Source organism: Actinomadura darangshiensis, from assembly GCF_004349235.1.
GTDB lineage: Bacteria > Actinomycetota > Actinomycetes > Streptosporangiales > Streptosporangiaceae > Spirillospora > Spirillospora darangshiensis.
In genome coordinates this window covers 1-25,637 of sequence record NZ_SMKY01000113.1, presented here as the reverse complement: position 1 = coordinate 25,637, position 25,637 = coordinate 1, and the positions used below count along the sequence as shown (strand labels likewise).

Genomic DNA, 25,637 nt, shown 5'->3' with positions numbered 1-25,637 from the left:
GGCCAGGCCCGCCGAGACGCTGCGCGCCGACTCAAGTCGACGCAGCTCGTCCGCGTCACCATCACGCAATGCCAAGGGGGCAGCGGTTCGCATACCCCAGTCTCTCAAACAGAAAGAAACTTTTCGAGCGAGACACTAGAGGCGTACAGTGAGCTTGTTCACTACTTATGTCAAGACTAAATTTAAGGACTGCCCAGTGTGTGATGGGGTGCCGTGACCGCCGACGTGGCACCGGCGCAGGTGTAGGGGCTCCACAGTGGAGAACGTTGAGCAGCGAAGCGCAGTCGGGAGTCGAACCCGGATTCGGTCGGCTTTGCAGGCCGACGCCCGCACCAGCGAGAGCTGCGCCATGAATCGGGCACCGAGGTGGTGCCGCGTACCCCCTGCAGGAATCGAACCTGCGGCCTCCCGGTCCGGAACCGGGCGCTCTCTCCCCTGAGCTAAGAGGGCAAGACGGGATGGCAGAACTACGGATACTCGTTGGCGCTCGCAACGGGAGTCGAACCCGCATCTCCCGCCCTGACAAGGCGGCGCTCTGTCCGTTGAGCTACACGAGCCGGTATTTCGTCGCAGGCATGATTTGTCGTTCGGTGAGTTCAGTTGCGGAGGCGGGAGTCGAACCCGCGTCACAGGGCTTATGAGGCCCGGCTGGAACCACCTCCAGTCCACTCCGCGTCGTGCAGCCCCGGCGGGACTCGAACCCGCTTCGCGAGGGTGAAGACCTCGCGACCTAACCCATGGTCGACGGGGCCAAGGGGATTGTGCTGGTAGCCCGTGTCGGATTCGAACCGACGTCCTTCCGGATGAGAACCGGATGTCCTTACCTTGCTAGACCAACGGGCCGTGCGTACCGCCCAGAGGACTTGAACCTCTTCACTCCGGCTTAAGAGGCCGGTGCCCGTCCGGTCGGGCGCGAGCGGCATGGTGCGGAGCCGTACCGGGGATTCGAACCCCGTGCCTCCGGTTTGGAAGACCGGTGCCTCAACCACATCGGCTTGTACGGCCAGGCGGGTAGCGCAGTATCTCAACCAGGAGTCGAACCCGGATCCCCGGTTCCGTAGACCGGTGCTCTGTCCGTTGAGCTACTGAGGTGGGGTACCCAGCTTTGCGTTCTCCACTGTGGAATTTTCAATGCGGATGATGTCCGCTGCATGTCCGCCGCTCGGAAGCGGGTCGCATGGGTGGCAGGATTCGAACCTGCGTCCCGCCGGTTTTGGAGACCGGCCGCCTATCCGGTTGGCTCACCCACATGTCAAAGGCCGCCACGGGACGTTTCCCGGGCGGCCTCTGGAGGGACCTACGTGTTCCCTATCCAGAAGCGACTCCGGAGATGGCGTCGCCGCCACACCAGCGGAGCTTGTGATTCCGCGGCGCTCGTTCGGCGGTCGATTCGATCACCTTGCTCTGTCCCTTCGTGGTCGCGTTCTGACGTCTATATACAGGGTGGAGTGCGTCACCCCTTTTCGTCAACGGCTTTTTTGGCGGCATCGCCGTCAGGGAAGCAGGAGGGTCTTTCCGAGTGCTGCTCGGGCTTCGATGGCGGTGTGTGCGTCCGCGGCCTGTTCCAGCGGGTACGTCTGGCCGATGACCGGTCTCAGCCGGCCCGCGGCCGCCTGGCGCAGGGCCGCCTCGATCAGGCGCCGTTCGTCGCCGGCCGCCAGTTCCAGGTCGAAGAGCGACCGCATTCGCGCCGCGTGCCCAGGTTCAGGACGGACGAACTCTCCGCTGGGGCCGCCGTAGCCGATGAACCGGCCGCCGGGAGCGGTCAGCGCCAGTGAAACGCGGCCGATGTCCCCGCCGACGCCGTCCAGGACGACGTCGAAACCCCTCCCATCGGCCGACGCGAGCGCTCGCTCGGTCCAGTCCTCGTGGCCGTAGTCGAAGGCGGCGCGGGCGCCGAGTGCCCTAGTGGACTTCAGTTTGCGATCGCCTCGGGCCGCTCCCGCCACCCATGCGCCGCGGGCGTGCAGCAACTGGATCAGCAGGCTCCCCACGCCTCCGCCCGCCGGTGTGACCAGTACCCGCTCCCCGGGACGCACCTGCGCTCGGAAACAGGCTCGGCATCGACCGCACCACGATCGTCGCCGTGGTGGACGAGCTCCAGGACGCGGGCCTCATCGAACGCGTGCGCAACCCCGTGGACCGCCGCGCCTACCTTGTCACCCCGACCCCGTCAGGAACCGCGACTCAGCGACGGGGCCGGCAGCGTGTGAACCGCGCCCAGCGCACACTCCTGGCCGCCCTCGACGACCAGGAGCAACGAACCGTCACCGCCCTGCTCGCCAGGACCCTGCAACAGTGAGGTTGGCCTTAGGCGGACTCGATCAGGGCGGGGTGGTCGGGGTCGTCTGTTTTCAGGACTACGTCGGCGGTGCGCAGGGGGTCGGCTTCGCGGTCGTAGCGGGCGAATGCCGGGAGGGTCCAGGTTTCGTCGTCTGGGGTTCGGCGGGCCAGGGCGCCGGGGGAGAGGGTCAGATGGACGCTCAGATCCAGGGGCAGGCCCCGGCCCAGGAGGAGTGAACCGTCCAGTAGAAGGACGCCGCCTGGAGCGACGGGTGTGTAGGCGGCCCGGGTGGCGCGGTCCAGTTCGCTGTCCCAGAGGCTTGGCAGGACGCGGCCGGTGCCGCCGGGGTCCAGCGGTGCGAGTACCTCGCGGACGAGTCCGCCGATGTCGAGCCACTGGTCGTAGTAGACGTCGGGGTCGTGGCGGCCGAACTCGTAGCGGAGCGAGGTCGGGCGAAGGAAGTCGCGCGTGGACACCCGGACGACGTCGCGGCCCGCAGCGCGCAGGGGGTCGACCAGTGCGTCGGCGAGGACCCAGGGCTCCGCGGCGGGCGCGCCGTCGACGGCGACCCGCTGCCAGGCGTCGCGTGGTGCCTTGTCGATCCGGTCGCGTAGGTCTTCGATGATGAGCGCGGGTGCGATCGGTCGTGCGCGCATCACTCCATCGTGCCGGATCTTCGCGGATGCGGCTGCATGGCCACGCGGCGCCGGTCCGTGGTGAATCCGTGGGGGCACGGATGCCTTCCCCGGGTGGTCGAGAGCACGCTCGACAGGTCGACGAGGAGGGACGATGGATTACAGCCAGTTCGTCAAGAAGTTCGAGCTGCCGGCGGGTTTCGCCGTTCCCGACAGGCTGACCCATGGCGACATCGTGGCCAAGGCGCTCTCGCGTGCCGATTTGGCCGATGATGTGCGTGGTATCAACGCCAGCATCGAGATCATCCGCCAGACCAGGGGTGGTGCTTGGCCGACGGAAGAAGTGACGGAAGAGTTCAACTACGTCGACCTGGTGTGGCACGAATGCGAATTCCGCGAAGGGGACTCGTTCGCCTATGCCGTGTACGCCGTGGACGGCGGATATCTGGGCTGCTGCTACCTGTATCCCATGGGGCGGCGCACTCCGCTCACCGAGGAGCTGGCGAAGCACGACGTGGATGTGAGCTGGTGGGTGACGCCGTCCGCGTACGCGGCGGGTCACTACGCGGGGCTGTATCGCGCACTGCGGCAATGGCTCGTCGAGAGCCTTCCGTTCGAGAACCCCTATTTCTCCAACCGTGAGATTCCGGCCGACTGATCGGTCAGGTTCGGGGGACGACGTGGGGGGCGATGCTGGAGAGCTTCTCGCAGGTCTCCTCGTATTCGCGGGCGGGGGTCGAGGCGCTGACTATGCCGGCGCCGGCGCGGAGCCAGGCTTGGCCGTTCTCGGCGTAGAGGGCGCGCAGGACGAGGGCCGAGTCCAGGGAGCCGTCGTGGGAGACGGTCAGGACGGCGCCGGAGTACAGGCCGCGGTGCTCGTCCAGGCGGGTGATGGCCTCGATCGCCTCCGGCTTCGGGATGCCGGACGCGGTGACGCCGGGGAAGAGGGCGTCCAGGGCGTCCCACGCGGTGCGGCCGGGGGAGAGGGTGCCGCTGACGCTGGAGCCCAGGTGCTGGACGCTGCCGCGTTCCTTCACCGTCATGAAGCCGGTGACCTGGACGGTCTCCGGGTCGCAGACCCGGTTCAGCTCCTGCTGGGAGGTGCGGACGGACACGGCGTGCTCGTAGATCTCCTTCGGGTCGGTCTCCAGGTCGCGGCGGGTCCGGGCGTCGGCGTCCGCGCCGAGGCCGAAGGCGCGGGTGCCGGCGAGGGGCTGGGTCATGACGCGGCCGGAGGCGTCGACGCTCACGAGGACCTCGGGGCTGAAGCCGGTGGCCTGGAAGCCGCCCAGGTCGAAGAGGAATGAGCGCGCCGGGGTGTTCGCCCGGCGGCCCCGCAGGAAGGTCGAGACGACGTCGACCGGGTACGGGACGTCCAGGCGGCGGGACACGATGACCTTCTGGTAGCGGCCCGCGTCGATCTCGGCCACGGCGTCGGCGACGCGGGTCCGGTAGCGGTCGCCGCCGGCCCGGACGTCGATGGGCGAGGGCGGGCCGGCGGGCTGCGCGCCGGGCTTGGCCAGGAGCTTGGCGAGCTGCTCGGTGTCGGCCGCGTCGATGCCGGTGACGGTGGCGCGGCCGTCCTCGACCCGGACCTCCGTGCGAGGGACGATCAGGTGCGCGAGCCGCCCGGTGGGACGGGGCGCGGCGGCCTCGAACGCGATCCAGCCGTAGGCGTTCCACGTCGGGAGCGGGGCGGAGGCGAACGTGTCGCGGAGTGCGTCGGCGGGGCGGCCCGTCCAGCGGCGGGTGCTCGGGGCCTGGCCCGGCCAGTGGGCGTGGACGGCGTCGGCGTCCAGGACGACCTCGCCGAGCATCCCGCCCGCGAATGTCCAGGAGCCGGGGCGCTCGTAGACGAGGTGGTCGTCGAACAGCCCCGATCCGGCCAGGCGGGCCATGTGCGCCTGCGGGTCCGAGGTGTACTCGACGACCAGCTCGGCGGGTTTCGTGTCCGTGCGCAGACCAGAGGACAAGGCAGCCAACTCCCTTTCGCGGACCGGAAGGTCAAACTTAGGTAAGGCTAACCTTGCATGATTTTCGTAGGCAAGGCTAACCTAACCCGCGGTGGTGAAGCCGACAACGAAAGAGTTGAGCGTGCGGGAGCAGACGACGGCGGCACGGCGACGCGAACTGATGCGGCGGATGGTGGCGGAGGCCGGGCTCGGCGCGGACACCGCCCGCCTCGCCCCTCGCGGATCGGACGGGCCGGCGCCCCTGTCCTACGCGCAGCAGAGCATGTGGCTGCACCACCGCACGTTCCCGGACAGCGCCGCCTACAACGTGTGCCTGCTCGTCCGCATGTCGGGCGCGCTGGACGCCGGGGCGCTCCGGGAGGCGCTGCGGGGGTTGATCCGGCGGCATGCCGTCCTCCGCACTCTGTACGCGGACGCCGCCGGAGACCATGCCGTGCAGATCGTCACGGCGGACGACTCGCTCGACCTCGCGCCGGTCGCGTGCGACGACGCCGAGGCGCGCGCGGCCGAACTGGCGGCGACGCCGTTCGACCTGCGAAACGAGCGCCCCCTGCGGCTTGAGTTGCTCGATCTCGGCGAGGACGAGCACGCGCTCGTCCTCGTCGTGCATCACATCGCGTGGGACGGCATGACGTGGGGCTCGCTTTCGCGGGACCTCTCCGCGCTCTACCGCGCGGCGGTCACCGGCGAGCCGGACGGACTGCCCCGGCTGGACGTCCAGTACGCCGACTACGCCGAGTGGGAGCAGCGGCGGCCGCTCGCCGAGGACGACCTCGCCTACTGGCGGGGACGGCTCGATCCGCCGCCCGCACCGCTCGACCTGCCCGTCGACCATTCGCGCGCCGCCGCCGCGTCCGAGCGCGGGGGACGGCGGGCGCGGCGCTTCGGCGACGCGGTCACGGAAGGGATGCGGAAGCTCGCCGCCGAGGAGCACTTCACTTCCTTCGCGGTGATGCTGGCCGGCTATGCCGTGCTTCTGCACCGCTACACCGGCGCGGACGACGTGGCGATCGGGTCGTCGGTGATGAACCGCGAGCACGCCGAGGTCGAGCGGCTCGTCGGCAACTTCGGCAACACACTGGTGCTGCGCGGCGACCTGTCGGGCGCGCCGACGTTCCGGGAGGTGCTGCACCGCGTCGGACGGACGGTCGCCGAAGGCTTCGCGCACCAGGCGCTGCCGTATGACCGTCTCGTCCAGGAACTGCGCCCCGCGCGGGGACGCGGACGGTCGGCCTTCTTCGACACGATGCTCCTCTTCCTCGCCCAGGAGATCGGCGAGCTGGACCTGCCCGGCATCACCTCCGGCTGGACGCACATCCACAACGGCACCACGCACTTCGACCTGTCGCTGGAGGCGTTCGTCCGGCCGCAGGGCATGACGGTCGAGGCCACGTTCCGCCGCGAGCTGTTCGACGACGAACGCGTCGACGCGCTCCTCGGCCACCTCGAGACGCTCCTGGAGGACGCACTCGCCGATCCCGACCGCCCGATCGGCGCACTGGAGATCATGGACGCGGACGAGCGCGCCCTGATCGCCGCCGCCAACGCCACCGACCGCGCGCTGCCCGGCACGAACGCCGTCGCGCTCTTCGAGGAACAGGCGGCGCTCACGCCGGACGCGGCCGCCATCGAGGCCGGAACGCGGCGGCTCACCTATGCCGAACTGGACGCGCGCGCCACGGCGCTCGCCGCGGAGCTCCGCTCCCGGGGAGCCGGTGCCGAGGGCGTCGTCGCGGTCGCGCTGCCCCGCACGCCGGACCTCGCCGTGGCGCTCCTCGGCGTCCTGAAGGCGGGTGCCGCGTATCTGCCGCTCGACCTCGACCATCCCGCCGACCGGCTCGCCTACATGCTGGACGACGCCGTGCCCCTCTGCGCGATCGTCACGCCGGAGACCGCGAGGCTCCTCCCGGACACGACCCCCCTCCTCGTCCTCGACGGCTCCCTTGCCGCAAGGACCGCGCCGTCCGCCGGCACGAGCCGCGACCAGCTCGCCTACGCCATCTACACCTCCGGGTCGACCGGACGTCCCAAGGGCGTGGCCGTCCCGCACGGCGCGCTCACGAACTTCCTGCTCACGACCCGCGAGCAGCTGGGCCTCGGCCCGGGCGACCGCCTCGTCGCGGTCACGACGATCGCGTTCGACATCGCCGCGCTGGAACTGTTCGTGCCCCTGATCAGCGGCGCGACCGTCGTCCTCGCGGACCGGGCCGCCGTCCGCGACCCGGTCGCGCTCGCCGGGCTGCTGAAGGACGCCACGGTCGTGCAGGGCACCCCGTCGCTGCTCGGCACGCTCGACCCGGCCGCGCTCGGCGGCCTGCGGGTGCTGGTCGGCGGCGAGGCGCTGCCGGCCGACCTCGCCGCGGTGCTGGAGCGGGAGGCGTCGCTCGCCACCAACATGTACGGGCCGACCGAGGCGACGATCTGGGCGACGTCCGCGGACCTGCCCGCCTCCGGCATCGGCGCCCCGTTCTGGAACACGCGGGCCCACATCCTCGACGCGCGCCTGCGTCCCGTTCCGCCGGGCGTGCCGGGCGAGCTGTACCTGGCGGGCGCGCAACTGGCCCGCGGATACGTCGGCCGCCCCGACCTCACGGCGGAGCGGTTCGTCGCGGATCCGTGCGGGCCGCCCGGTTCGCGCATGTACCGGACGGGCGACCTCGCGCGGCGCGCCCGGGACGGGTCGATCGAGTACCTCGGCCGCACCGACGACCAGGTGAAGATCCGCGGTTTCCGGATCGAGCCCGCCGAGGCGCAGGCGGTGCTCGCCGCGCGGCCCGGCATCGCGCAGGCCGCGGTCGTCGTCCGGGAGGACCGCCCCGGTGACGCGCGGCTGGTCGGCTACTACGTCCCCGCACACGATGCCGACGAAGCCGCCCTGCGTGACGCGCTCGCCAGCGCGCTTCCCGAGTACATGGTGCCGTCCGCCCTCGTCGCGCTCGACGCGCTGCCGAGGACGGTCAACGGCAAGCTCGACCGCGCCGCCCTCCCCGCCCCCGAAGCCGAGGTCTCCGGACGGGCGCCGCGCGACGCCCGCGAGACCGCCCTCTGCGCGATCTTCGCCGGCCTCCTCGGCGTCGAGGGGGTCGGCATCGACGACGACTTCTTCGCGCTCGGCGGCCATTCGCTGCTCGCGACGCGCGTCGCGGCCAAGGCGCGCGCCGTCCTCGGCGCGGAACTGTCCATCGCGGACGTGTTCGAGGCGCCGACCGTCGCCGCGCTCGCGCCCCGGCTGGTCGCGGCCGAGACCGTGCGCGTCCGCGACGTCGGACGGCCGGAGGTCGTCCCGGCCTCGGCGGCGCAGCGCGGCCTCTGGCTGGAGGAGCGTCTCCGCGGCCCGTCCGCGTCCTACGCGCTGCCGCTCGGCCTCCGCCTCCGCGGCCCCGTGGACGAAGGGGCGCTCGGCCGGGCGTTCGCCGATGTCGTCGCCCGCCACGAAGCACTCCGCACGCTGCTGGTCGAAGGGCCGGACGGCCTGCCCGTCCAGCGCGTCCTGGAACCGGACGTCCCCGTCCACCTCGCCGTCGTCGACGCGCGCGCCGAGACCCCGCGACGGCGATCCGCCATCGAGCGGGACGCCACCGCGCACGTCTTCGACATCGGCCGGGACCTCCCCGTCCGCGGCACCCTCGTCCGGACGGCCGACGACGCGTGGTCGCTGATCCTGCTGCTGCACCACGCCGCCGCCGACGAGTGGTCGTTCACGCCGCTGCTTGCCGACCTCGCCCACGCCTACGAGGCCCGGCGGGACGGCCGCGAACCGGGCTGGGAGCCGCTGCCCGTCCAGTACGCCGACTACGCGGCCTGGCAGCGCGACGCCGCACCCGGCACGGCGCCGCACCTCGACTACTGGGAGGAGGCGCTCACCGGGCTGCCGGAGGAGACCGTCCTCCCGTTCGACCGGCCGCGTCCCGCGGAGGCGACGCACCGGGGCGGCCTCGTGCCGTTCCGGCTCCCGGCCGCGGGGGCGCGCCGGCTGGCCCGCGACACCGGGACCAGCGTGTTCATGGTCCTGCACGCCGCCGTCGCCGCGCTGCTCCAGCGGTCGGGCGCGGGCGACGACATCGCGCTCGGCTCGCCCATCGCGGGACGTCCCGACGAGGACCTCGCCGGCCTGGTCGGCGTCTTCGTCAACCCGCTCGTGCTGCGCACCGACCTGTCCGGTGACCCGACGTTCGCCGAACTGCTCGACCGGGTGCGCGCCGCAGACCTCGCCGCGTTCTCCCACGCCGGCGCCCCGTTCGAGCGGGTCGTGGACCGGCTCGCGCCCGAACGCTCGCTCGCCCGCAGCCCGCTGTTCCAGGTGATGATCGTCCACCAGCGGCTGGACGACGTGCGCCTCGCGCTGCCGGGCGTGCGCGCCGAGCCGTTCCTGCCGGAGACCGGCGGCGTGAAGTTCGACCTCGACCTGTACTTCGCGGAAGGCGACGAGGTCGAGGGCTTCGCCGCGTTCGCCACCGACCTCTTCGACGCCGCGACCGTCGAAGGGCTCCTCGACGACCTGCACGAACTGCTCACCCAGGTGACCGGCGCCCCGGACCGGCGGCTGTCCTCGCTCGGCGCGCCGGTCGAGCACCCGGACACCTCCCGCGATCACCCGGCCGGCACGCCCGCCGCCCTCATCGAGGCGCAGGCCGCGCGGACCCCGGACAGGACCGCCGTGGTCTTCGGCGGCACCGCCCTCACCTATGCGGGCCTGGACCGCCGCGCCGAGGTTCTCGCCGACCGGCTCGCCGCCGCCGGTGCGGGCCCGGAACAGGTCGTCGCGCTCGCCCTCCCGCGCTCGGACGAGTTCGCCGTGGCGCTGCTCGCCGTGCTCAAGACGGGCGCGGCCTACCTGCCGATCGACCTGTCATACCCGTCCGCCCGCATCCAGACGATGCTGGACACCGCCCGGCCGCTCCTGGTCCTCGGACGCGACGAGCCGCCCCTCGACGCGCCGCCCCGCACGCCGCCCGCCGTCCTCCCGGACCACCCGTCCTATGTCGTCTTCACGTCGGGCTCGACCGGTGTGCCCAAGGCCGTCGCCGGCACCCAGCGCGCCCTCGCCAACCGCCTCGCCTGGGGCGCCGGCCTCGCGGCGCCCGGCGTCCGCGTCGCCAAGAGCTCACCCGCGTTCATCGACGGGACGACCGAACTGCTCGGCGGCCTCGCCGCCGGCGACACCGTCGTCATCGCCGACGACGCGACCGCCACCGACGCCGTCGCGCTCGCCGACTTCATCGAACGCCACGGCATCGGACTCGTCACGCTCGTCCCGAGCCTGCTCTCCGCGCTCGCCGAGAACGGGCTGCCGCCTTCGGTGACCACGTGGATCAGCAGCGGCGAGGCACTGCCCGCGGCGCTCGCCCACCAGGTCCCGGCACGGCTGGTCAACCTGTACGGATGCTCGGAGGCCGCCGGCGACAGCCTCATCGCCGTGCCCGGTGAAGGGGCCGGCGGGCTGCGGCCGATCGCCAACACCCGCGCCCACGTTCTGGACGCCGCCCTCCGCGAGGTCCCCGTGGGGGAGCTGTACCTCGCGGGCGACGGGCTGGCACGCGGCTACCTCGGCGACCCGGCCCGGACCGCCGAGCGGTTCGTCGCGAACCCGTTCGGCCCGCCCGGCTCCCGCCTCTACCGCACCGGCGACCGCGTCCGGCGCCGCCCGGACGGCGGGCTCGACTTCCTCGGCCGCGCCGACGCACAGCTCAAGATCCGCGGCTTCCGGATCGAGCCCGGCGAGGTCGAGGCGGTGCTCGCCGCCCGGCCAGGGGTGCGGCGGGCCGCCGTCGCCGCGCACGGAACCCGCCTCGTCGGCTACGTCGTCGGCGACATCGACGCCGCAGCGCTCCACGACTCGCTGCGCGCACTGCTGCCCGGCTATCTCGTACCCGCCGAACTCGTCGTCCTGGACGAGCTGCCCCTCAACCCGAACGGCAAGGTCGACCGGCGCGCCCTCCCCGAACCCGGGCGCCCCGCCGGCGGACGGGCCCCGGCCACCGGACCGGAACGCGTCCTCGCCCGCCTGGCCGCGGCCGTCCTCGGCCGCGACGCCGTGGGAGCCGACGACGACTTCTTCCGCACCGGCGGCGACAGCATCAGCGCGGCGCTCCTCGTCGCCCGCGCCCGCCGCGCCGGACTGTCGTTCACCGTCCGCGACGTCTTCCGGCTCCGGACGGTCGAGGCCCTCGCCGAGCACGCCGCCCCCTCCTCCGAAGGGACGGAGACCGTCCAGGCGGCGGACCCGGCCGGTGAACTCCCGCTCTCGCCCCTCCAGGAAGGGCTCCTCTACCACCTGATGCTCGCCGGCGAGGGCCGCGACATCTACGTGCAGCAGGCCGTGGTGACCCTGTCCGGACCGGCCGACCCGGCCCGGATGGCCGACGCGGTACGTGCCGTCCTGGAGAAGTACCCCAACCTGCGCGCCGGGTTCCGGACGGACGGCGACCGCGCCGTCCAGTTCGTCCCGGACGACTTCCCGACCCCGTGGACGCACGCCGGAGTATCCCCGGACGAGCTCGACGCCTTCATCGACGCACAGCGCGCCGAGCCGTTCGACCCCGCCGAGCCGCCCCTGATCCGGTTCGCCCTGGCGAGCCTCGCCGAGGACGACCACCGCCTGATCCTCACCTCCGAGCTGATCCTGCTGGACGGCTGGTCCGGCGGCCTCCTCGTCACCTCGCTGCTCGACGCCTACACCGACGCCGCCGCCGAGGCCGGGCGCCCCGTCCCGCCGTTCCGCGCGTTCCTCGACTGGGTGAACGGCCGCGACAAGGCCGCCGCCGTGGAGGCGTGGCGCCGCGCCCTCGACGGCTTCGACGAGCCCGCCCTCGTCCGCCCCGCCCTGGTCGGCACGCCCGCGGACCTGACGGCGGCCGGCGAAGTGCACCGCGCGCTCCCACCCGACCTCGCCGCGAGCCTCGACGCCATGGCGAGGGAGAAGGGCGTCACCTCCGGCACCCTCTTCGAAACGGCGTGGGGCCTGGTCCTCATGGGCCTGACCGGCCGCGACGACGTCGTCTTCGGCGCCTCCGTCTCCGGACGGCACCCGGACGTCGACGGCGTCGAATCCATGGTCGGCCTGCTGTTCAACACCATCCCCGTCAGGGTGCAGGCGGGCCCGGCGGACGCGCTCACCGCGGTCCTCGACCGCGTCCAGGCCGCCCAGTCGGAGCTGTTCGACCACTCCTTCGTCGCGCTCGCCGACGTCCAGCGCGCGACCGGCCTCGGCACGCTCTTCGACACGCTGTTCGTCTTCCAGAACTTCCCGGGCATGCCGACCGGCCGCGGCTTCGGCCCGGACGGCGCCCTGCGCGTCCGCGGCCGCGAGGTCCGCGACGCCACCCATTACCCGATCACCATGGTCGTCGAGCCGGGCGGCGCGCTGCGCGTCATGTACCGGGGCGACGCGTTCACCGAGGCCGAGGCCGAACGCGTCACCGACCGGTACGTCCAGGTCCTCCGGCAGTTCGCCGCGGCGCCCGGCACCCCCTGCCACCGCCTCGACCTGCTCGTCCCGCGGGAGCACGAGGAACTCCGGAACGCGTGGGACGCGGCATGGCATCCCGTCCCCGAGCTGACGGTCGCCGAACTGCTCGCCGAACGGGCCGCCGAACAGCCCGGCGACCTCGCACTCGTCTCCCTGCCCGGCGTCCGCCTCACCTACGCGGAGCTGAACGCGGAGGTCAACCGCCTCGCCCGGCTCCTGCTCGCGAACGGGGCGGGCCCCGAGAAGGTCGTCGCGCTGGCGCTGCCGCGCTCGGCGCAGATGGTCGTCGCGCTGTTCGCCGTCCTCCGCACGGGCGCCGCCTACCTGCCGCTGGAACTCGACTACCCGGCCGACCGCCTCGACTTCATGCTCCAGGACGCGGCGCCGGCCTGCCTGGTCTCGCACACCGGCATCGCCGCCGGCCTCACCCACTCCGGCGCGACCCTCGCGCTCGACGACCCGGAGACCGCCCAGGCCCTTGCCGCGCAGGCCGGCACGGACCTCACCCCGGCCGAGCTATCCGGTTTCGCCCCGGGCACCCCCGGCCGCCTCGACCACCCCGCCTACGTCATCTACACGTCCGGCTCGACCGGACGCCCCAAGGGCGTGGTGACGCCGTACCGCGGCCTCACCAACATGCAGTTCAACCACCGCGCCCACATCTTCGACCCGGTGGTCGCCTCCGCGGGCCGCCGCCTCCGCATCGCCCACACCGTCTCCTTCTCCTTCGACATGTCGTGGGAGGAACTCCTCTGGCTCATCGAGGGCCACGAGGTGCACGTCTGCGACGAGGACCTCCGCCGCGACGCCGAAGCCCTCACCGCCTACCTGCGGCAGCACGGCATCGACGTCATCAACGTGACCCCCACCTACGCCCAGCAGCTCCTGGACGAGGGGCTCCTGGACGGCGGGCACCGGCCGCCGCTCGTCCTGCTCGGCGGCGAAGCCGTCCCGACCGCGGTGTGGGACCGGCTCGCACGAGCCGACGGCGTCCTCGGCTACAACCTCTACGGCCCGACCGAGTACACGATCAACACGCTCGGCGGCGGTACCGAGGACAGCGCCACCCCGACCGTCGGCAAGCCGATCTGGAACACCCGCGGGTACGTCCTGGACGGCTGGCTGCGCCCCGTCCCGCCCGGCGCGCCCGGCGAGCTGTACATCGCGGGCGCCGGCCTCGCCCGCGGGTACCTCGGCCGCGCCGGCCTCACCGCCGAGCGCTTCGTCGCCGACCCCTTCGCGGGCGGCCGCATGTACCGGACGGGCGACCTCGTCCGCGTCCGCGCCGACGGCAACATCGACTTCCTCGGCCGCACCGACGACCAGGTCAAGATCCGCGGCTACCGGGTGGAGCCGGCGGAGATCGAGACCGCGCTCGCCGCCGAGCCGGGCGTCGGGCAGGCCGCGGTCGTCGCCGCCGAGACCGATGTCCCCGGGGTGAAGCGCCTCCTCGGCTACGTCGTCCCGGACGGGTCGCGCGAGGGCGCCGCCGACGAGCAGCTAGCCGAGTGGCGGCAGATCTACGACGCCGAGTACACCGAGGTCGGCACCGTCGTCCACGCCGAGGAGTTCGCCGGCTGGGACAGCACCTACGACGGCGCCCCCATCCCGCTCGGCGACATGCGCGAATGGCGCGGGACGACCGTCGACCGCATCCGCGCGCTCCGCCCCCGCCGCGTCCTGGAGATCGGCGTCGGCGCCGGCCTCCTCCTCACCCGCCTTGCGCCCGAGAGCGAGGAGTACTGGGGCACCGACTTCTCCGAACCCGTCATCGAGAAGCTCCGCGCGGACCTGGGTCCCGAATCGCCGGTCCGGCTGAGCCACCGGCCCGCCCACGACACCGCCGGCCTCCCCGAAGAGCACTTCGACACCATCGTGATCAACTCGGTGGTGCAGTACTTCCCGGGCGCCGCCTACCTCCAGGACGTCATCGCCAAGGCCATGCGGCTCCTCGCACCGGGCGGGGCCCTGTTCATCGGGGACGTCCGCGACCTGCGCACCGTCCACTGCCTGCACGCCGCGATCCAGCTCGGACGCGGCGGCGGCGACCTGGACGCGATAGACCGCGCCGTCCGCATGGAGAAGGAACTCCTCCTGGACCCCGCCTTCTTCGCCGCCCTGGACGGCCCGACTCGCGTGGACGTCCTCACCAAGCGCGGCACCCACCACAACGAACTGACCCGCCACCGCTACGACGTCGTCCTCCACAAGGACGCCCCACCCGCCCCGGACACGCCGGTCGTGGACTGGAGCGAGCTGAGCGATCTCGCCGCCCGCTCCGGGACGCGCCCGCTGCGGGTGAGGGGCATTCCCGATCCGCGTCTGTCGGGTGAGGCCGCCGCTCTGCGGATGCTCCGCGACGGGCTGCCGGCGGACGAGGCGCGCCGGGCCCTGGCCGCGGCACCCGAGGGAATCGAGCCGGAGACGCTGCACGCGCTCTTCCCGGACGTGGTGCTCACGCCGTCCGACCGGATCGGGTGCTTCGACGCCGTGTTCGGCGGGGGAGAGGCGTGTGCTCCGGCCGAGCCTGGGCGGGCGCCGGCCGCCTACGCGAACGACCCGGTCGCCGCGCGCGACCACGGGGTGCTGGCCGCGCGAGTCCGGGAGAGCCTGAAGGCGCGCCTGCCCGGATACATGGTGCCGAGCGCGATCATGACCCTGGGCGCGCTGCCGCTCACCGTGAACGGCAAGCTCGACCGGCACGCCCTCCCGGGCCCCGGGCAGGACGGGCCGCGCCGCGCCGGACGGCCGCCCCGCACGCCCGTCGAACGCCTGCTGTGCACGCTGTTCGCCGAGGTGCTGGACGCGCCCGGCGCCGGCATCGACGACGACTTCTTCGACCTCGGCGGCCACTCGCTGCTCGCGACCCGCCTCGTCGGCCGGGCGCGTGCGGTGCTCGGCGCCGAGCTGGCCATCCGCGACCTGTTCGAGGCGCCGACCGTCGCCGAGCTGGCCGCGCGCCTGCACGGCAACGCCGGCGCGGGGGCCCGGCCCGTCCTGGAGCCGAAGGAACGGCCCGGCCGCGTCCCGCTGTCGTCCGCGCAGCGGCGGCTGTGGCTGCTCGACCAGCTCCTGCGCGAGGACGACGGGCCGCGCGGCGCCTACCATCTGCCGCTCGCCGTCCGGCTCCGCGGCGACCTCGACCGCACCGCCCTGGAAGCGGCGATCGGGGACGTCACCGCCCGGCACGAGAGCCTCCGGACGGTGTTCCCCGAGCACGACGGCGCCCCGTACCAGCGAATCCTCGACCCGGACGAGGCGAGGCCCGCCCTGGAAGTGGCGGCGTGCCCGCCGGAGGACGTCATCGCCAGGCCGTTCGACCTCGCCAAGGAGATCCCGCTCCGGGTGGCGGTATTCCCGGAAGGCGAGGACGAGCATCTGCTCCTCGCCGTCTTCCACCACATCGCGTTCGACGAATGGTCGTTCGGCCCGTTCGCCCGCGACGTCGCCGAGGCGTACACCGCCCGGCTGGACGGGAAGGCCCCGGCCTGGGAACCGCCGCACGTCCAGTACGCCGACCACGCACTGTGGCAGGCGGAACTGCTCGGCGACCCCCTCGACCCGGGCAGCGTCCACGCCCGGCAGCTCGACCACTGGGCGTGGACGCTCGTGGACCTGCCCGAGGAGATCCCGCTGCCCGTCGACCGCCCGCGGCCCGGCACGGTCGGGCAGCGCGGCGGGACGCTGACCGCCGACCTCCCGCCCGGACTCACGCGGAAGCTCCGAAAGCTCGCGCGCGACGCGAACGCCAGCATGTTCATGGTGTGCCAGGCCGCCGTCGCCGCGCTCCTGCACCGGACGGGCGCGGGCGACGTCATCCCCCTCGGCAGCCCCGTCGCCGGACGGACCGAGGAGGCCGCCCGCGACCTCGTCGGCTTCTTCGTGAACACGCTCGTCCTGCGCGCCGACGTGTCCGGCGACCCGGAGTTCGCGGAGCTGCTCGCCCGCGTCCGCGAGGTCGGCCTCGCCGGCCTCGCCAACCAGGACCTCCCGTTCGAGGCGGTCGTCGAGGCGCTGCGGCCCCGCCGCGTCCCGGGACGCAACCCGCTGTTCCAAGTGATGGTCGGGTACGAGAACCAGGGCGTCGGCGACGTGAGCTTCCCTGGCCTGGAGCAACGGGAGGCGCTGTTCGGGCCTGGCGCGGCGAAGTTCGACCTGGACTTCATCTTCCGGGAGGGCCCGGACGGGCTCCGGCTCATCGTCGACTACTCCGCCGACCTGTTCGACCGTGACACGATCGCCGCGCTGGCGGAGAGCCTCATCGCCCTGTTCGCAACCGTCGCGGACGACCCCGGCACGCGGGTCGGCGGGCTGCCCGCCGGGCCGACCGCCCGCGCCGTCACCGCGGAGACGGCCGCGACGGCGGCGCACCGGGACGACGACCGGGAGGCGGCGCTGTGCCGGATCTTCGCCGCGGAACTCGGTGTCCCCGAGGTCGGCCCGGACGACGACTTCTTCGACCTCGGCGGCCACTCGCTGCTCGCGATGAAGCTCGTCCGGCGCGTCCGCGGGGAGCCGGGCTGCGCGGACCTGAAGATCGCGACGCTGATGGCCGCGCCGACCGTGGCGGGCCTCCTCGCCCGGCTCGAACCCGCCGGGCGGGGGTGAGGCGGCTCATACCGGCGCACCCATTGCCTAGTTAGGTGAGCCTAACCTAAGATCAGCCCTGATCAACAGCCCGGGAACCCCCCCGCCCTCCGACACTGGAAGGTCCGCTATGCGCACCATGATGCGGCGCCTGGCCCTGACCGCCGCGCTCGTCCTGAGCCTCGGCACGGCCGCGGCGTGCGGCGACGACGAACCCGCGGGCGGCGGCTCCGGCGGCGCCGCCGGCACGAACGCCGGGGCGTTCCCGCTCACGATCACGCACAAGCTCGGCACCACGAAGATCCCGTCGGCGCCGAAACGGATCGTCGCGCTCGGCGAGGTCGACCAGGACGCGCTGCTCGCCCTCGGCGTCACCCCCGTCGGCATGGCCGAGCTGACCGGCGTCCAGTCCGACGGGCTCGCCCCGTGGAGCGCCCCCAAGCTGACCGGCGCGAAGCCGAAGCTGCTCAAGGCGGGCGAGGCCGGGTTCAACCTGGAGGAGATCGCGGCCCTGCGGCCCGACCTCGTCCTCGCCGGCGGCGACTTCTACATCGACAAGGAGTACAAGAAGCTCTCCGAGCTCGTGCCGACCGTCGCCTACCAGACCGGCCCGGCCGAGGACTCCTGGGAGCAGATCACCCAGCAGGTCGCGACCGCGATCGGCCGGCCCGCGGACGGCAAGAGGCTGGTCGCCGGGACCGAGGCGAAGATCGCCGGCGTCAAGACGGAGTACCCGCAGCTGAACGGCAAGGAGTTCGCGTTCACCAGCGTCTTCCCGAACGGGAACATCGGCGTGATGAAATCGCCCGACGACACCAGCGTGAAGCTGCTCCAGCAGTTCGGCATGAAGCTGCCCGAACCGATCGCCAAGCTGCCCGGCGACGGGTTCGCCGCCGAGATCAGCATGGAGAAGGTGTCGGTCCTGGACGTGGACGTCCTGCTCAGCCACTACAACGACGACCCCGCCACGCAGAAGAAGATCGAGGGCAACAAGCTGTTCGCCGGCCTCGACGTCGTCAAGCGCGGCTCCTACGTGCCGCTCGACCTGAAGTCGTTCTGGCCGCTGCGCACCCCGACGCCGCTCGCCGTCCCGTACGTCGTCGACCAGGTCGTCCCGAAGATCGCCAAGGCCGCGGACGCGGCCGAGCCCGCCTGATGCCGGAGGAGCGCATGCGCACACCCGTCCACGACGTCGCCGGAATCGGGTTCGGCCCGTCCAACCTGGCGCTCGCCGTCGCGCTGGAGGAGGAGCACGGCCCCGGCGTGGACGCGGTGTTCTTCGAGAAGCAGCCGCGGTTCGGCTGGCACCGCGGCATGCTGATCGACGGCGCCACCATGCAGGTCCACTTCCTCAAGGACCTGGTGTCGCTGCGCAACCCCGCCAGCCCGTACTCGTTCCTCTCCTACCTGCACGCCCGGGGCCGGCTGGTCGACTTCGTCAACCACAAGACGATGTTCCCGACGCGGCTGGAGTTCCACGACTACCTCGAATGGACGGCCGCCGCGTTCGCCGGCCGCGTCCGCTACGGGACCGAGGTCGTCGCGCTCCGCCCGCACGACGACGAGACCCTCGAGGTCGTCGTGCGCCGCGACGACGAACTGGAGACCCACCTCGCCCGCAACGTCGTCATCGCCGCCGGCCTCGACCCCGTCCTGCCGGAGGGCCTGCGGCCGGGGGAGCGGATCTGGCACACCGAGGACCTCCTCACCCGCCTGGACGAGCGCAAGGACTGGAACCCGCGCCGGCTCGTCGTGGTCGGCGCCGGGCAGAGCGCCGCCGAGGCCGTCGAGTACCTGCACCGGACGTTCCCCGGCACCGAGGTGTGCGCGGTCTTCACCCGGTACGGGTACTCGCCCGCCGACGACAGCTCGTTCGCCAACCGCATCTTCGACCCGGCGGCCGTCGACCACTACTACGCGGCGCCGGACGAGGTGAAGCGGATGCTGTTCGACTACTCGCGCAACACCAACTACTCCGTGGTCGACCTCGACCTCATCGACGAGCTGTACCGGCGCGCCTACGCCGAGAAGGTCGCGGGCGCCGAGCGGCTGCGCATCCTCAACGTCTCGCGCGTCGAGGACGTCCGGGACGGCCCGGACGGCGTGCGGGTCCGCACCGGGTTCCTGCCCACCGGCGAGACCGCCGAGCTGGACGCCGACGCCGTCGTCTACGCCACCGGCTACCGCGAACGCGACCCGTTCCACCTGCTCGGCGAGGCGGGCGCGCACTGCCGCACCGGCCCGGACGGACGCCCCGTCATGGAGCGCGACTACCGCATCGCGACCGAGCCCGGCCGCGAATGGGGCGTCTACCTGCAGGGCGCCACGGAGCACAGCCACGGGATCGCCTCGTCGCTGCTGTCCATGACCGCCGTCCGCACCGGGGAGATCGTCCGGTCGATGGCGCGCCGGTCCGCCCGCGTCACCCCCGGCGTCTAGAAGAGGAAGGCATCATGACCAATCCGTTCGACGACCCCGACGGGACGTTCCGCGTCCTCGTCAACGCCGAAGGCCAGCACTCGCTGTGGCCGGCGTTCGCCGACGTCCCCGCCGGCTGGACGACGGTCTTCGGCCCGGAGTCGCGGTCCGGCTGCATCGGATACGTGACGTCCAACTGGAAGGACATCCGCCCGCGGAGCCTGTCCGCCTGACGGCGCGGTCGTCTTCAACACGGTCACGCCTTCGGCAGGGAGGGCCGGGCATCGAAGAACCGGGCCATCAGCCCGCTCGCGTAGCCGGGCCACTCGTGCCCGCCCTGCTGCTTCGTGCACAGCGCGACGACGAGCGGGCCGGGCCCGGTCCCGACGCAGTCCCCGGGCCCGCCGGGCACCGGCCATGACAGTGCGGGCAGCTTGTCCACCCACCTCCAGAACTCCATGACGACCTGCACGGCGATGAACGGGAAATGGACGTCCGCGTCCATGTTCCCGCCGCCCGTGTAGGGGACGGACGGATCCCACGTCCCGTGGAAGGCCAGCACGGACACCGGCTTCTCCGGCGTGCAGCCGATGGCGAGCGCGCCGGACACCACGGCTATCCCGGCGAGCCGGCCGGACCGCTCGCACGCGTAGCGGTAGGCCATGCCGCCGCCGTTGGAGAAGCCGGTCATGAACACGCGGCGGGGGTCGGCGACGCCCTCCTCCACCAGCGTGTCGATCAGCTTGTCGAGGAACCCCATGTCGTCGATGCCCGTCCAGCGCGCGAACGAGCAGCAGGCCCCCGCGTTCCACGTGCCGAGGAAGCCGTTCGGGTAGGCGACGGCGTAGCCCTCGCCGTCGGCGACCTCGTCCAGGCCGCTCTGCTTCCGGACGTACTCGGCGTCGTTCAGCCCGCCGTGCAGCGCCACGATGAGCGGCAGCGGCTTGCCGGGGGGATGGCCTGGCGGGACGTGCAGCAGGTAGGGGCGGTCCCAGTCGCCCATGGCTATCGTGTGCTCGGTCGTTCCGGGGGCGTCCTCGGAGGCCCCGGCGGGCAGGGGGTGGGCGATGAGCGTCGTGAGGAGCACCACGATCATCGCCGCCCGCGCGGCGATCTTCATACTGCGGTTGTAACGCGGGTCACACCCGCCGGGCTACGCACCGGCGCATAGAAAAGATCAGCGGCTTTTGGCACCGGCCGAAGCAGTGGCCGGAGCGGCGGCCGCGGGCGCTACGAGCCCGATCCGGAGCCCGTCTCCGCCGCCTCCGCGACCTCCGCGTCCCCCTCGCCCGCCGCGGCCTGCGCGTTCAGCCCCGCCTGCCCGCGCTCGGCGTCCGCGAGGTCGCGGTGGCCGATGGCGAGGACCCCGATGCCGAGGGCGATCACGCCCGCGCCGATGGCGAACGGGACGTGGATGTTCGTGTGCTCGACGAGCCGCCCGGCCGCGTAGGGCGCGAGGCCGCCGCCGATGAACCGGACGAACCCGTACGCGGCCGACGCCACCGGGCGCTCCACCGGCGCGACCATCATGACGGCCTGCGTGGTCACCGTGTTGTTCACGCCGATGAAGACCCCCGCGACGATCACCGCGACGATCAGCACCGCCTGCGAGTTCACGAAGATCGCGATCACCAGCACGTTCACCGCGAACAGCGCCAGGTTGCCGTACAGGGTGCGGGCCAGCCCGAACCGGCGCTGCAGCCAGGGCGCGCCGAACACCGCGAAAACCGCGACCAGCAGGCCCCACCCGGTGAACACCAGGCCGAGCCGCATGGCGCTCAGGTGCATCGGGAACGGCGCGTACCCGAGGACGGTGAAGAAGCCCCAGTTGTAGCAGAGCGCGGTCAGGCTCATGACCAGGAGGCCGCGGTGCCTGAGCGCCTTGATCGGGTCGGCGATCGACGTCTTGCGCGCCGGTTTCGGCTGCGGTTCCACGAGCACGATGGTGGCGATCAGTGCGATCGACATCAGCACGGCGACGCCGTAGAACGGGCCGCGCCAGCTGATGTCGCCCAGCACGCCGCCGAGCAGCGGCCCGGCGGCGATGCCGAGGCCGAGCGCGGACTCGTAGGCGATGATCGCGCCGCCGAGCCCGCCGCTCGCCGACGCCACGATGACGGCGAGGGAGGTCGCGATGAACAGCGCGTTGCCGAGCCCCCAGCCGGCCCGGAAGCCGATGATCCCGGAGATGCTGCCGGACGTCCCGGCGAGGGCGCTGAACACCACGATCAGGATCAGGCCCGCGATCAGGGTGCGCTTCGCGCCGATGCGGCTGGATACGAAGCCCGTCACCAGCATCGCGACCGCCGTCACCACCAGGTAGCTGGTGAACAGCAGGGTGACCTGGCTGGGCGAGGCGTGCAGGTCCTCGGAGATCGCGGGCAGGATCGGGTCGACGAGCCCGATGCCCATGAACGAGATGACGCACGCGAACGCGACGGCCCAGACGGCCTTCGGCTGCTGGAAGGGACTCTGGGCGCCCGTGTCGGCGACCTGTTTCATGCGTGCTCTCCGCCGGTCGGGGTTTCGGGGATCGCGGCACCGAGGGCGGCGCCGGTCAGCCGGTTCAGGGCAGGCAGTGCCGCGGCGATCGCGGCCCGGTCGGCGGCGGGCAGCCCGGCGAGCAGCTCGGCGAGCCGCTTGGCCTGGGCCGCGCGCCGCCGCGCCAGTTCGGCGCGGCCCGCCTCGGTGAGGTGCACCGCGACGCCCCGGCGGTCACCGGGCAGCGCGCGGCGCTCCGCCATCCCCTCCCGTTCGAGCCGCGACACCAGCTGGGTCATCGCGGGCTGCGTGACGCCCTCGAACGCGGCCAGCTCGGTCACCCGGCGGGGACCGGAACGCTCCAGCGTGGCCAGCGTCGACACGGTCGTCATCGACAGGTCGCGGGGCTGGGACAGCGCTCGCATCAGCGAGTACACGCGTCCCAGCCCCGCGGCCAGCTCCAGCTCGTCGGCGGAGGACGGCGAATCCATAGTCCGATTCGTATCACTTGCTTACATAAGTCGTCTATAGATTCGCCTGGCTAAGTACTTTTGTGAGGAGGGTCACTCCTTCGCCAGCGCGGCCATCTCCTTCTCGATCGCGCGCTGGTGCTCCTCGGCGTCCTCCCGGGCCCGCTTCGGGCTCCAGCGGCCGGTCATGATGAAGATGAAGGGCAGGAAGACGATCTGGCCGCCGAGGCACACGTACCACCACGTCCGCCACTGGCCGGGCCCGTCCTCGGACGCCTCCTTCACCTTGGCGCCGTGCTCCTTCAGCACCTTCAGCTGCGGCTGCGCCTTCTGCACGGTGGCGAGGCCGGGCAGGCCGACCTCCTTCGCGGCGCGGGCCTGCAGCTCCGGCGGGGCCTGCCCCGCCGGGTACTTGCCCAGCTCCCCGAACAGAGCCTGGTGCTGGTTGACGATGGCCAGCGCCGGGGCCGCCTGCTCGGACGCGACCTGCACCTCGTGCCCGTGCTCCACGATCGGCGTCACCGACGTCACGACCAGCGGCACGAACGCCGCCGAGCACGCCACGACGATGCGCAGGATCCACCCCCACACCGCGAGACCGGTCGCGGTCGCCGCCGGGTTGTGCTTCTCGACGGTCTCGGTGAAGCTCGCCATCCACGGCGCGTAGGCGAGGCCGCCGAACACGCCGATCCCGATGAACAGCCACGCGAAGGTGTAGTAGCCGGTGTCCGGGTGGACGGCCAGCTGCGCGAAGACCGCCGTCGCGACCACCGAGCCGATCCCGCCGACGACCATCAGCGGCTTGCGGACGCCGAGCCGGTCCGACAGCAGCCCCGCCACCACCAGCGCGATGGCGTTCGCCGCCCAATACCAGTTCGCGAGCCCGTTGGTGCGCTGCTCGCTGTAGCCGAACGTGGCGGAGAAGTAGATGACGAAGTTGCCGACGGCCGCGTAGTAGAGCAGCAGGTAGACGCTGATCGCGAAGGCGGAGCCGACGACGTCCAGCCGCATCATCTGCCGCCAGTGGCCCGACAGCTGCTGGTCCGGGTCGATGCCCTTGGCGCGCGCCTCGACCAGCGCGCGGTCGCGCATGCTGACCATGATCTGGTCGCGCAGCGCCGGGGACAGCTCGCGCAGCCCGAACAGCGCGACGACGAACACCACGAGCGCGGCGAAGCCGGAGTAGCGCAGTTCGTCCTGCCAGCTGGAGGAGTCCAGCGTCGCGCTCGTCACGGTCGTCACCACGAGGCTGCCGAGGACGGGGCCCATCGTCCAGAAGCCCATCGCGGTGGCGCGGCCGAGCTGCGGCGAGAAGTCGCGGATCAGCGCCGGGGTGGCGACCAGGACGATGCCCTCGATGAAGCTGAGCACCGCGAACAGCACCAGGAACGTGGTCTTGTCCGGCGACTGCGGCAGCACCAGCACCAGCAGGCCGGCGATCAGCAGGCCGTACACGACGAGGTTCGCGCGCCCCCAGCGGTCGGCGAGCCCGGCGAGCAGCGACGCGAACGCGCCGATCGCGTTCCCGACGACCGACATCAGGATGAAGAAGCCGAACGACATCTCGTAGTGCGTCATGATCGACGTCGCGACGGCGTACTGGATGTACAGCAGGTAGTACAGGACGATCGTGGTGACGACCACGATGCCGAGATAGGCGTAGCGGCGCCCGGTCTCCGGATAGTGCGGAAGGTCGCGGCGCCACAGCCGGGCGGCGAGGCCCGGTGCGGCGGCGCCCTCGGCGGCGCCGGCGCCGGTGGACGACGAAACGGACATACAGCGACTCCTCCGGGTGCTGATCTCCCCCGAGAAACGGTCCTGGAACGGCGGCGAACTGCCTCTTCACAGGCCGCCGTGCGGTCAACGTAGACCCGGGAAAGCGAAATGGCAATAACTTCCGCCATTGAAAACCGACCAGTCGGTATGCTCTCCTCTACTTGCGGATACCCGCCTGGCGTGGCGCGCGCCGGGAGCCTGTCGCGCGCGCTCGCGCGCGTGCCCGCAGCGGCATCCTGCGCCATACCGACCGGACGGTACAAGGGCTCGGATCGTGGAGGAGACACATTGCGGGTATTCGATGGCTCGGACGTCCCCGGGCTCGACCTGGACCGGTTCGGGGACTTCTTCGAGCACGTCCGGCCGGGGGCCGCCGCCGGCCCGCTGCGCGCGCGGGTCATCGAGGGCGGGCGCTCGAACCTCACCTACGAGGTCACCGACGGGCGGGGCTCCTGGATCGTCCGGCGCCCGCCGCTCGGCCACGTCCTCGCGACCGCGCACGACATGGCGCGCGAGTACCGGGTGATGACGGCCCTGGCCGGAACCGGCGTCCCCGTCCCGGAGACGTACGCGCTCTGCGAGGACACCGCCGTCATCGGCGCGCCGTTCTACGTGATGGAGATGGTCGGGGGCGTCCCGTACCGGAGCGCGGCCGAGCTGGAGCCGCTCGGCGCGCGGCGCGTCGGGCGGATCGCCGAGCGCATGATCGACACTCTGGTCGAGCTGCATGGCGTCGACCCTGCGCAGGCCGGCCTCGCGGACTTCGGCCGTCCCGAAGGGTTTCTCGCACGCCAGGTGCGCCGCTGGAAGAAGCAGCTCGACGCCTCCCGCAGCCGCGACATCCCGTCCGCCACCGAGCTGCACGCGCTGCTGGAGGCGAACATCCCGGGGGGCACGGCGCCCGCGATCGTGCACGGCGACTACCGCCTCGACAACCTGCTCGTCGACTCCGGCGACCGCATCGCCGCCGTCCTCGACTGGGAGATGGCGACGCTCGGCGATCCGCTGACCGACCTCGCGCTGCTGCTCGTCTACATGCGGCGCCAGACCCCGATACCCGGCACGGCCGACGCGTCCAGCGCGCCCGGTTTCCCTTCGGCCGACGACGTCCTGGCGCGCTACGCCGGCCGGAGCGGACGGGACGTGTCGGCGATCGGCTTCTACGTGGCGCTGGCGTGCTTCAAGCTCGCCGTCATCTCCGAGGGGATCCACTACCGGTACATCCACGGCCAGACCGTGGGGGAGGGGTTCGAAACGGTGGGCGCCGCGGTCGAGCCGCTGCTGCGATCCGGGCTCGCCGCGCTGGAGGGACGCGGGTAGGCACTGGTCCACGGCGCGGGGCCGCGGCGGGTTCGCCCAGGTAGACCATGATCACGGCAGGTCGTGTGACGGATCACGGCCCGTAGGCGCTGTGCAGGGTGAGAGCCGGAGCGCGGCCGTGCCGGCGGGCTGGAGCAGGAGGGGAGCCCGCGCGTCCGCCGCGCACGCCGGCGATCTGCCGGCGGGCTGGACGGTCCCGCGGTGCCGGGGCGGATGCCGCGGGAC

The 25,637-nt window shown here is 72.4% G+C and carries 13 protein-coding genes, 10 tRNA genes and 1 pseudogene; 7 read left to right on the top strand and 17 right to left on the bottom strand.

Translation table 11 applies throughout. From position 1 onward, the window contains the following. Positions 1-276: 276 nt before the first annotated feature. From E1293_RS47625 to E1293_RS23570, 11 genes are all read right to left on the bottom strand, one after another. Positions 277-349: transfer RNA gene (locus E1293_RS47625), tRNA-Cys, on the bottom strand. 28 nt (positions 350-377) lie between these two features. Next, positions 378-450, bottom strand: a tRNA-Arg gene (locus tag E1293_RS23615). Between the two features lie 31 nt (positions 451-481). Further along, positions 482-557, bottom strand: a tRNA-Asp gene (locus tag E1293_RS23610). 43 nt (positions 558-600) lie between these two features. Next, positions 601-675, bottom strand: a tRNA-Met gene (locus E1293_RS23605). Between the two features lie 5 nt (positions 676-680). Next, positions 681-752 (bottom strand) — tRNA-Glu (locus E1293_RS23600). Positions 753-765: 13 nt separating this feature from the next. Beyond that, a tRNA-Glu gene (locus E1293_RS23595) sits at positions 766-843 on the bottom strand. A gap of 5 nt (positions 844-848) precedes the next feature. Then, a tRNA-Lys gene (locus E1293_RS23590) sits at positions 849-921 on the bottom strand. Between the two features lie 9 nt (positions 922-930). Further along, a tRNA-Gly gene (locus E1293_RS23585) sits at positions 931-1,004 on the bottom strand. Between the two features lie 16 nt (positions 1,005-1,020). Then, positions 1,021-1,092: transfer RNA gene (locus tag E1293_RS23580), tRNA-Arg, on the bottom strand. Between the two features lie 84 nt (positions 1,093-1,176). Beyond that, positions 1,177-1,249 (bottom strand) — tRNA-Trp (locus E1293_RS23575). Between the two features lie 244 nt (positions 1,250-1,493). Then, positions 1,494-1,994, bottom strand: a complete 501-nt coding sequence (locus tag E1293_RS23570; RefSeq protein WP_165978366.1) for a zinc-binding dehydrogenase — start codon at positions 1,992-1,994, stop codon at positions 1,494-1,496. Between the two features lie 53 nt (positions 1,995-2,047). Here E1293_RS23570 and E1293_RS23565 point away from each other — a divergent pair. Continuing rightward, a pseudogene (locus E1293_RS23565) lies at positions 2,048-2,302 on the top strand (MarR family winged helix-turn-helix transcriptional regulator); the annotation flags it as partial. Positions 2,303-2,310: 8 nt separating this feature from the next. On the opposite strand, the gene E1293_RS23560 reads toward E1293_RS23565, so the two are convergent. Beyond that, positions 2,311-2,940 (bottom strand): nucleoside/nucleotide kinase family protein, encoded by a 630-nt coding sequence (locus tag E1293_RS23560; RefSeq protein ID WP_132199629.1) that lies wholly within the window; start codon positions 2,938-2,940, stop codon positions 2,311-2,313. A 133-nt stretch (positions 2,941-3,073) separates the two neighbouring features. Between E1293_RS23560 and E1293_RS23555 the strand changes: the two genes are divergently transcribed. Next, a complete protein-coding gene (locus E1293_RS23555; protein ID WP_132199628.1) occupies positions 3,074-3,577 on the top strand; it encodes a GNAT family N-acetyltransferase in 504 nt (167 codons plus the stop codon). A gap of 4 nt (positions 3,578-3,581) precedes the next feature. Here E1293_RS23555 and E1293_RS23550 read toward each other — a convergent pair whose 3' ends face one another. Then, positions 3,582-4,892, bottom strand: coding sequence for a salicylate synthase (locus E1293_RS23550; protein ID WP_243716437.1), 1,311 nt, complete (start codon positions 4,890-4,892; stop codon positions 3,582-3,584). A gap of 121 nt (positions 4,893-5,013) precedes the next feature. On the opposite strand from E1293_RS23550, the gene E1293_RS23545 reads away from it, so the two are divergent. From E1293_RS23545 to E1293_RS23530, 4 genes are all read left to right on the top strand, one after another. Then, the gene (locus E1293_RS23545) at positions 5,014-16,968 is read left to right on the top strand and encodes a non-ribosomal peptide synthetase (RefSeq protein ID WP_132199627.1); all 11,955 of its coding nucleotides are present in this window, start codon (positions 5,014-5,016) and stop codon (positions 16,966-16,968) included. 109 nt (positions 16,969-17,077) lie between these two features. Continuing rightward, a complete protein-coding gene (locus E1293_RS23540; protein WP_207939040.1) occupies positions 17,078-18,103 on the top strand; it encodes an iron-siderophore ABC transporter substrate-binding protein in 1,026 nt (341 codons plus the stop codon). A gap of 14 nt (positions 18,104-18,117) precedes the next feature. Further along, positions 18,118-19,386, top strand: coding sequence for a lysine N(6)-hydroxylase/L-ornithine N(5)-oxygenase family protein (locus E1293_RS23535; protein ID WP_207939039.1), 1,269 nt, complete (start codon positions 18,118-18,120; stop codon positions 19,384-19,386). 14 nt (positions 19,387-19,400) lie between these two features. Next, positions 19,401-19,598: an MbtH family protein gene (locus tag E1293_RS23530; protein ID WP_132199625.1), complete on the top strand. Its 198-nt coding sequence runs from the start codon at positions 19,401-19,403 to the stop codon at positions 19,596-19,598. Positions 19,599-19,621: 23 nt separating this feature from the next. Here E1293_RS23530 and E1293_RS23525 read toward each other — a convergent pair whose 3' ends face one another. The 4 genes from E1293_RS23525 to E1293_RS23510 all read right to left on the bottom strand — a co-directional run bounded on the left by E1293_RS23525 (position 19,622) and on the right by E1293_RS23510 (position 24,092). Continuing rightward, positions 19,622-20,485 (bottom strand): CE1 family esterase, encoded by an 864-nt coding sequence (locus tag E1293_RS23525; protein WP_132199624.1) that lies wholly within the window; start codon positions 20,483-20,485, stop codon positions 19,622-19,624. Positions 20,486-20,595: 110 nt separating this feature from the next. Continuing rightward, positions 20,596-21,867, bottom strand: coding sequence for an MFS transporter (locus tag E1293_RS23520; protein WP_132199623.1), 1,272 nt, complete (start codon positions 21,865-21,867; stop codon positions 20,596-20,598). Further along, positions 21,864-22,337, bottom strand: a complete 474-nt coding sequence (locus E1293_RS23515) for a MarR family winged helix-turn-helix transcriptional regulator (protein ID WP_132199622.1) — start codon at positions 22,335-22,337, stop codon at positions 21,864-21,866. Before E1293_RS23515 ends, E1293_RS23520 begins: the two co-directional genes overlap by 4 nt. Positions 22,338-22,409: 72 nt before the next feature. Further along, positions 22,410-24,092 carry an MFS transporter gene (locus E1293_RS23510; RefSeq protein ID WP_132199621.1) on the bottom strand — a complete coding sequence of 561 codons (1,683 nt, stop codon included), beginning with the start codon at positions 24,090-24,092 and terminating at the stop codon, positions 22,410-22,412. Between the two features lie 288 nt (positions 24,093-24,380). Between E1293_RS23510 and E1293_RS23505 the strand changes: the two genes are divergently transcribed. Next, a complete protein-coding gene (locus E1293_RS23505; protein WP_341770207.1) occupies positions 24,381-25,412 on the top strand; it encodes a phosphotransferase family protein in 1,032 nt (343 codons plus the stop codon). Positions 25,413-25,637 lie beyond the last annotated feature (225 nt).

Coding starts and splice junctions, on each gene's coding strand:
- E1293_RS23560 (WP_132199629.1), bottom strand. CDS start 2,940: ATGCGCGCACGACCGATCGCACCCGCGCTCATCATCGAAGACCTACGC.
- E1293_RS23555 (WP_132199628.1), top strand. CDS start 3,074: ATGGATTACAGCCAGTTCGTCAAGAAGTTCGAGCTGCCGGCGGGTTTC.
- E1293_RS23540 (WP_207939040.1), top strand. CDS start 17,078: ATGCGCACCATGATGCGGCGCCTGGCCCTGACCGCCGCGCTCGTCCTG.
- E1293_RS23535 (WP_207939039.1), top strand. CDS start 18,118: ATGCGCACACCCGTCCACGACGTCGCCGGAATCGGGTTCGGCCCGTCC.
- E1293_RS23530 (WP_132199625.1), top strand. CDS start 19,401: ATGACCAATCCGTTCGACGACCCCGACGGGACGTTCCGCGTCCTCGTC.
- E1293_RS23525 (WP_132199624.1), bottom strand. CDS start 20,485: ATGAAGATCGCCGCGCGGGCGGCGATGATCGTGGTGCTCCTCACGACG.
- E1293_RS23520 (WP_132199623.1), bottom strand. CDS start 21,867: ATGAAACAGGTCGCCGACACGGGCGCCCAGAGTCCCTTCCAGCAGCCG.
- E1293_RS23515 (WP_132199622.1), bottom strand. CDS start 22,337: ATGGATTCGCCGTCCTCCGCCGACGAGCTGGAGCTGGCCGCGGGGCTG.
- E1293_RS23510 (WP_132199621.1), bottom strand. CDS start 24,092: ATGTCCGTTTCGTCGTCCACCGGCGCCGGCGCCGCCGAGGGCGCCGCC.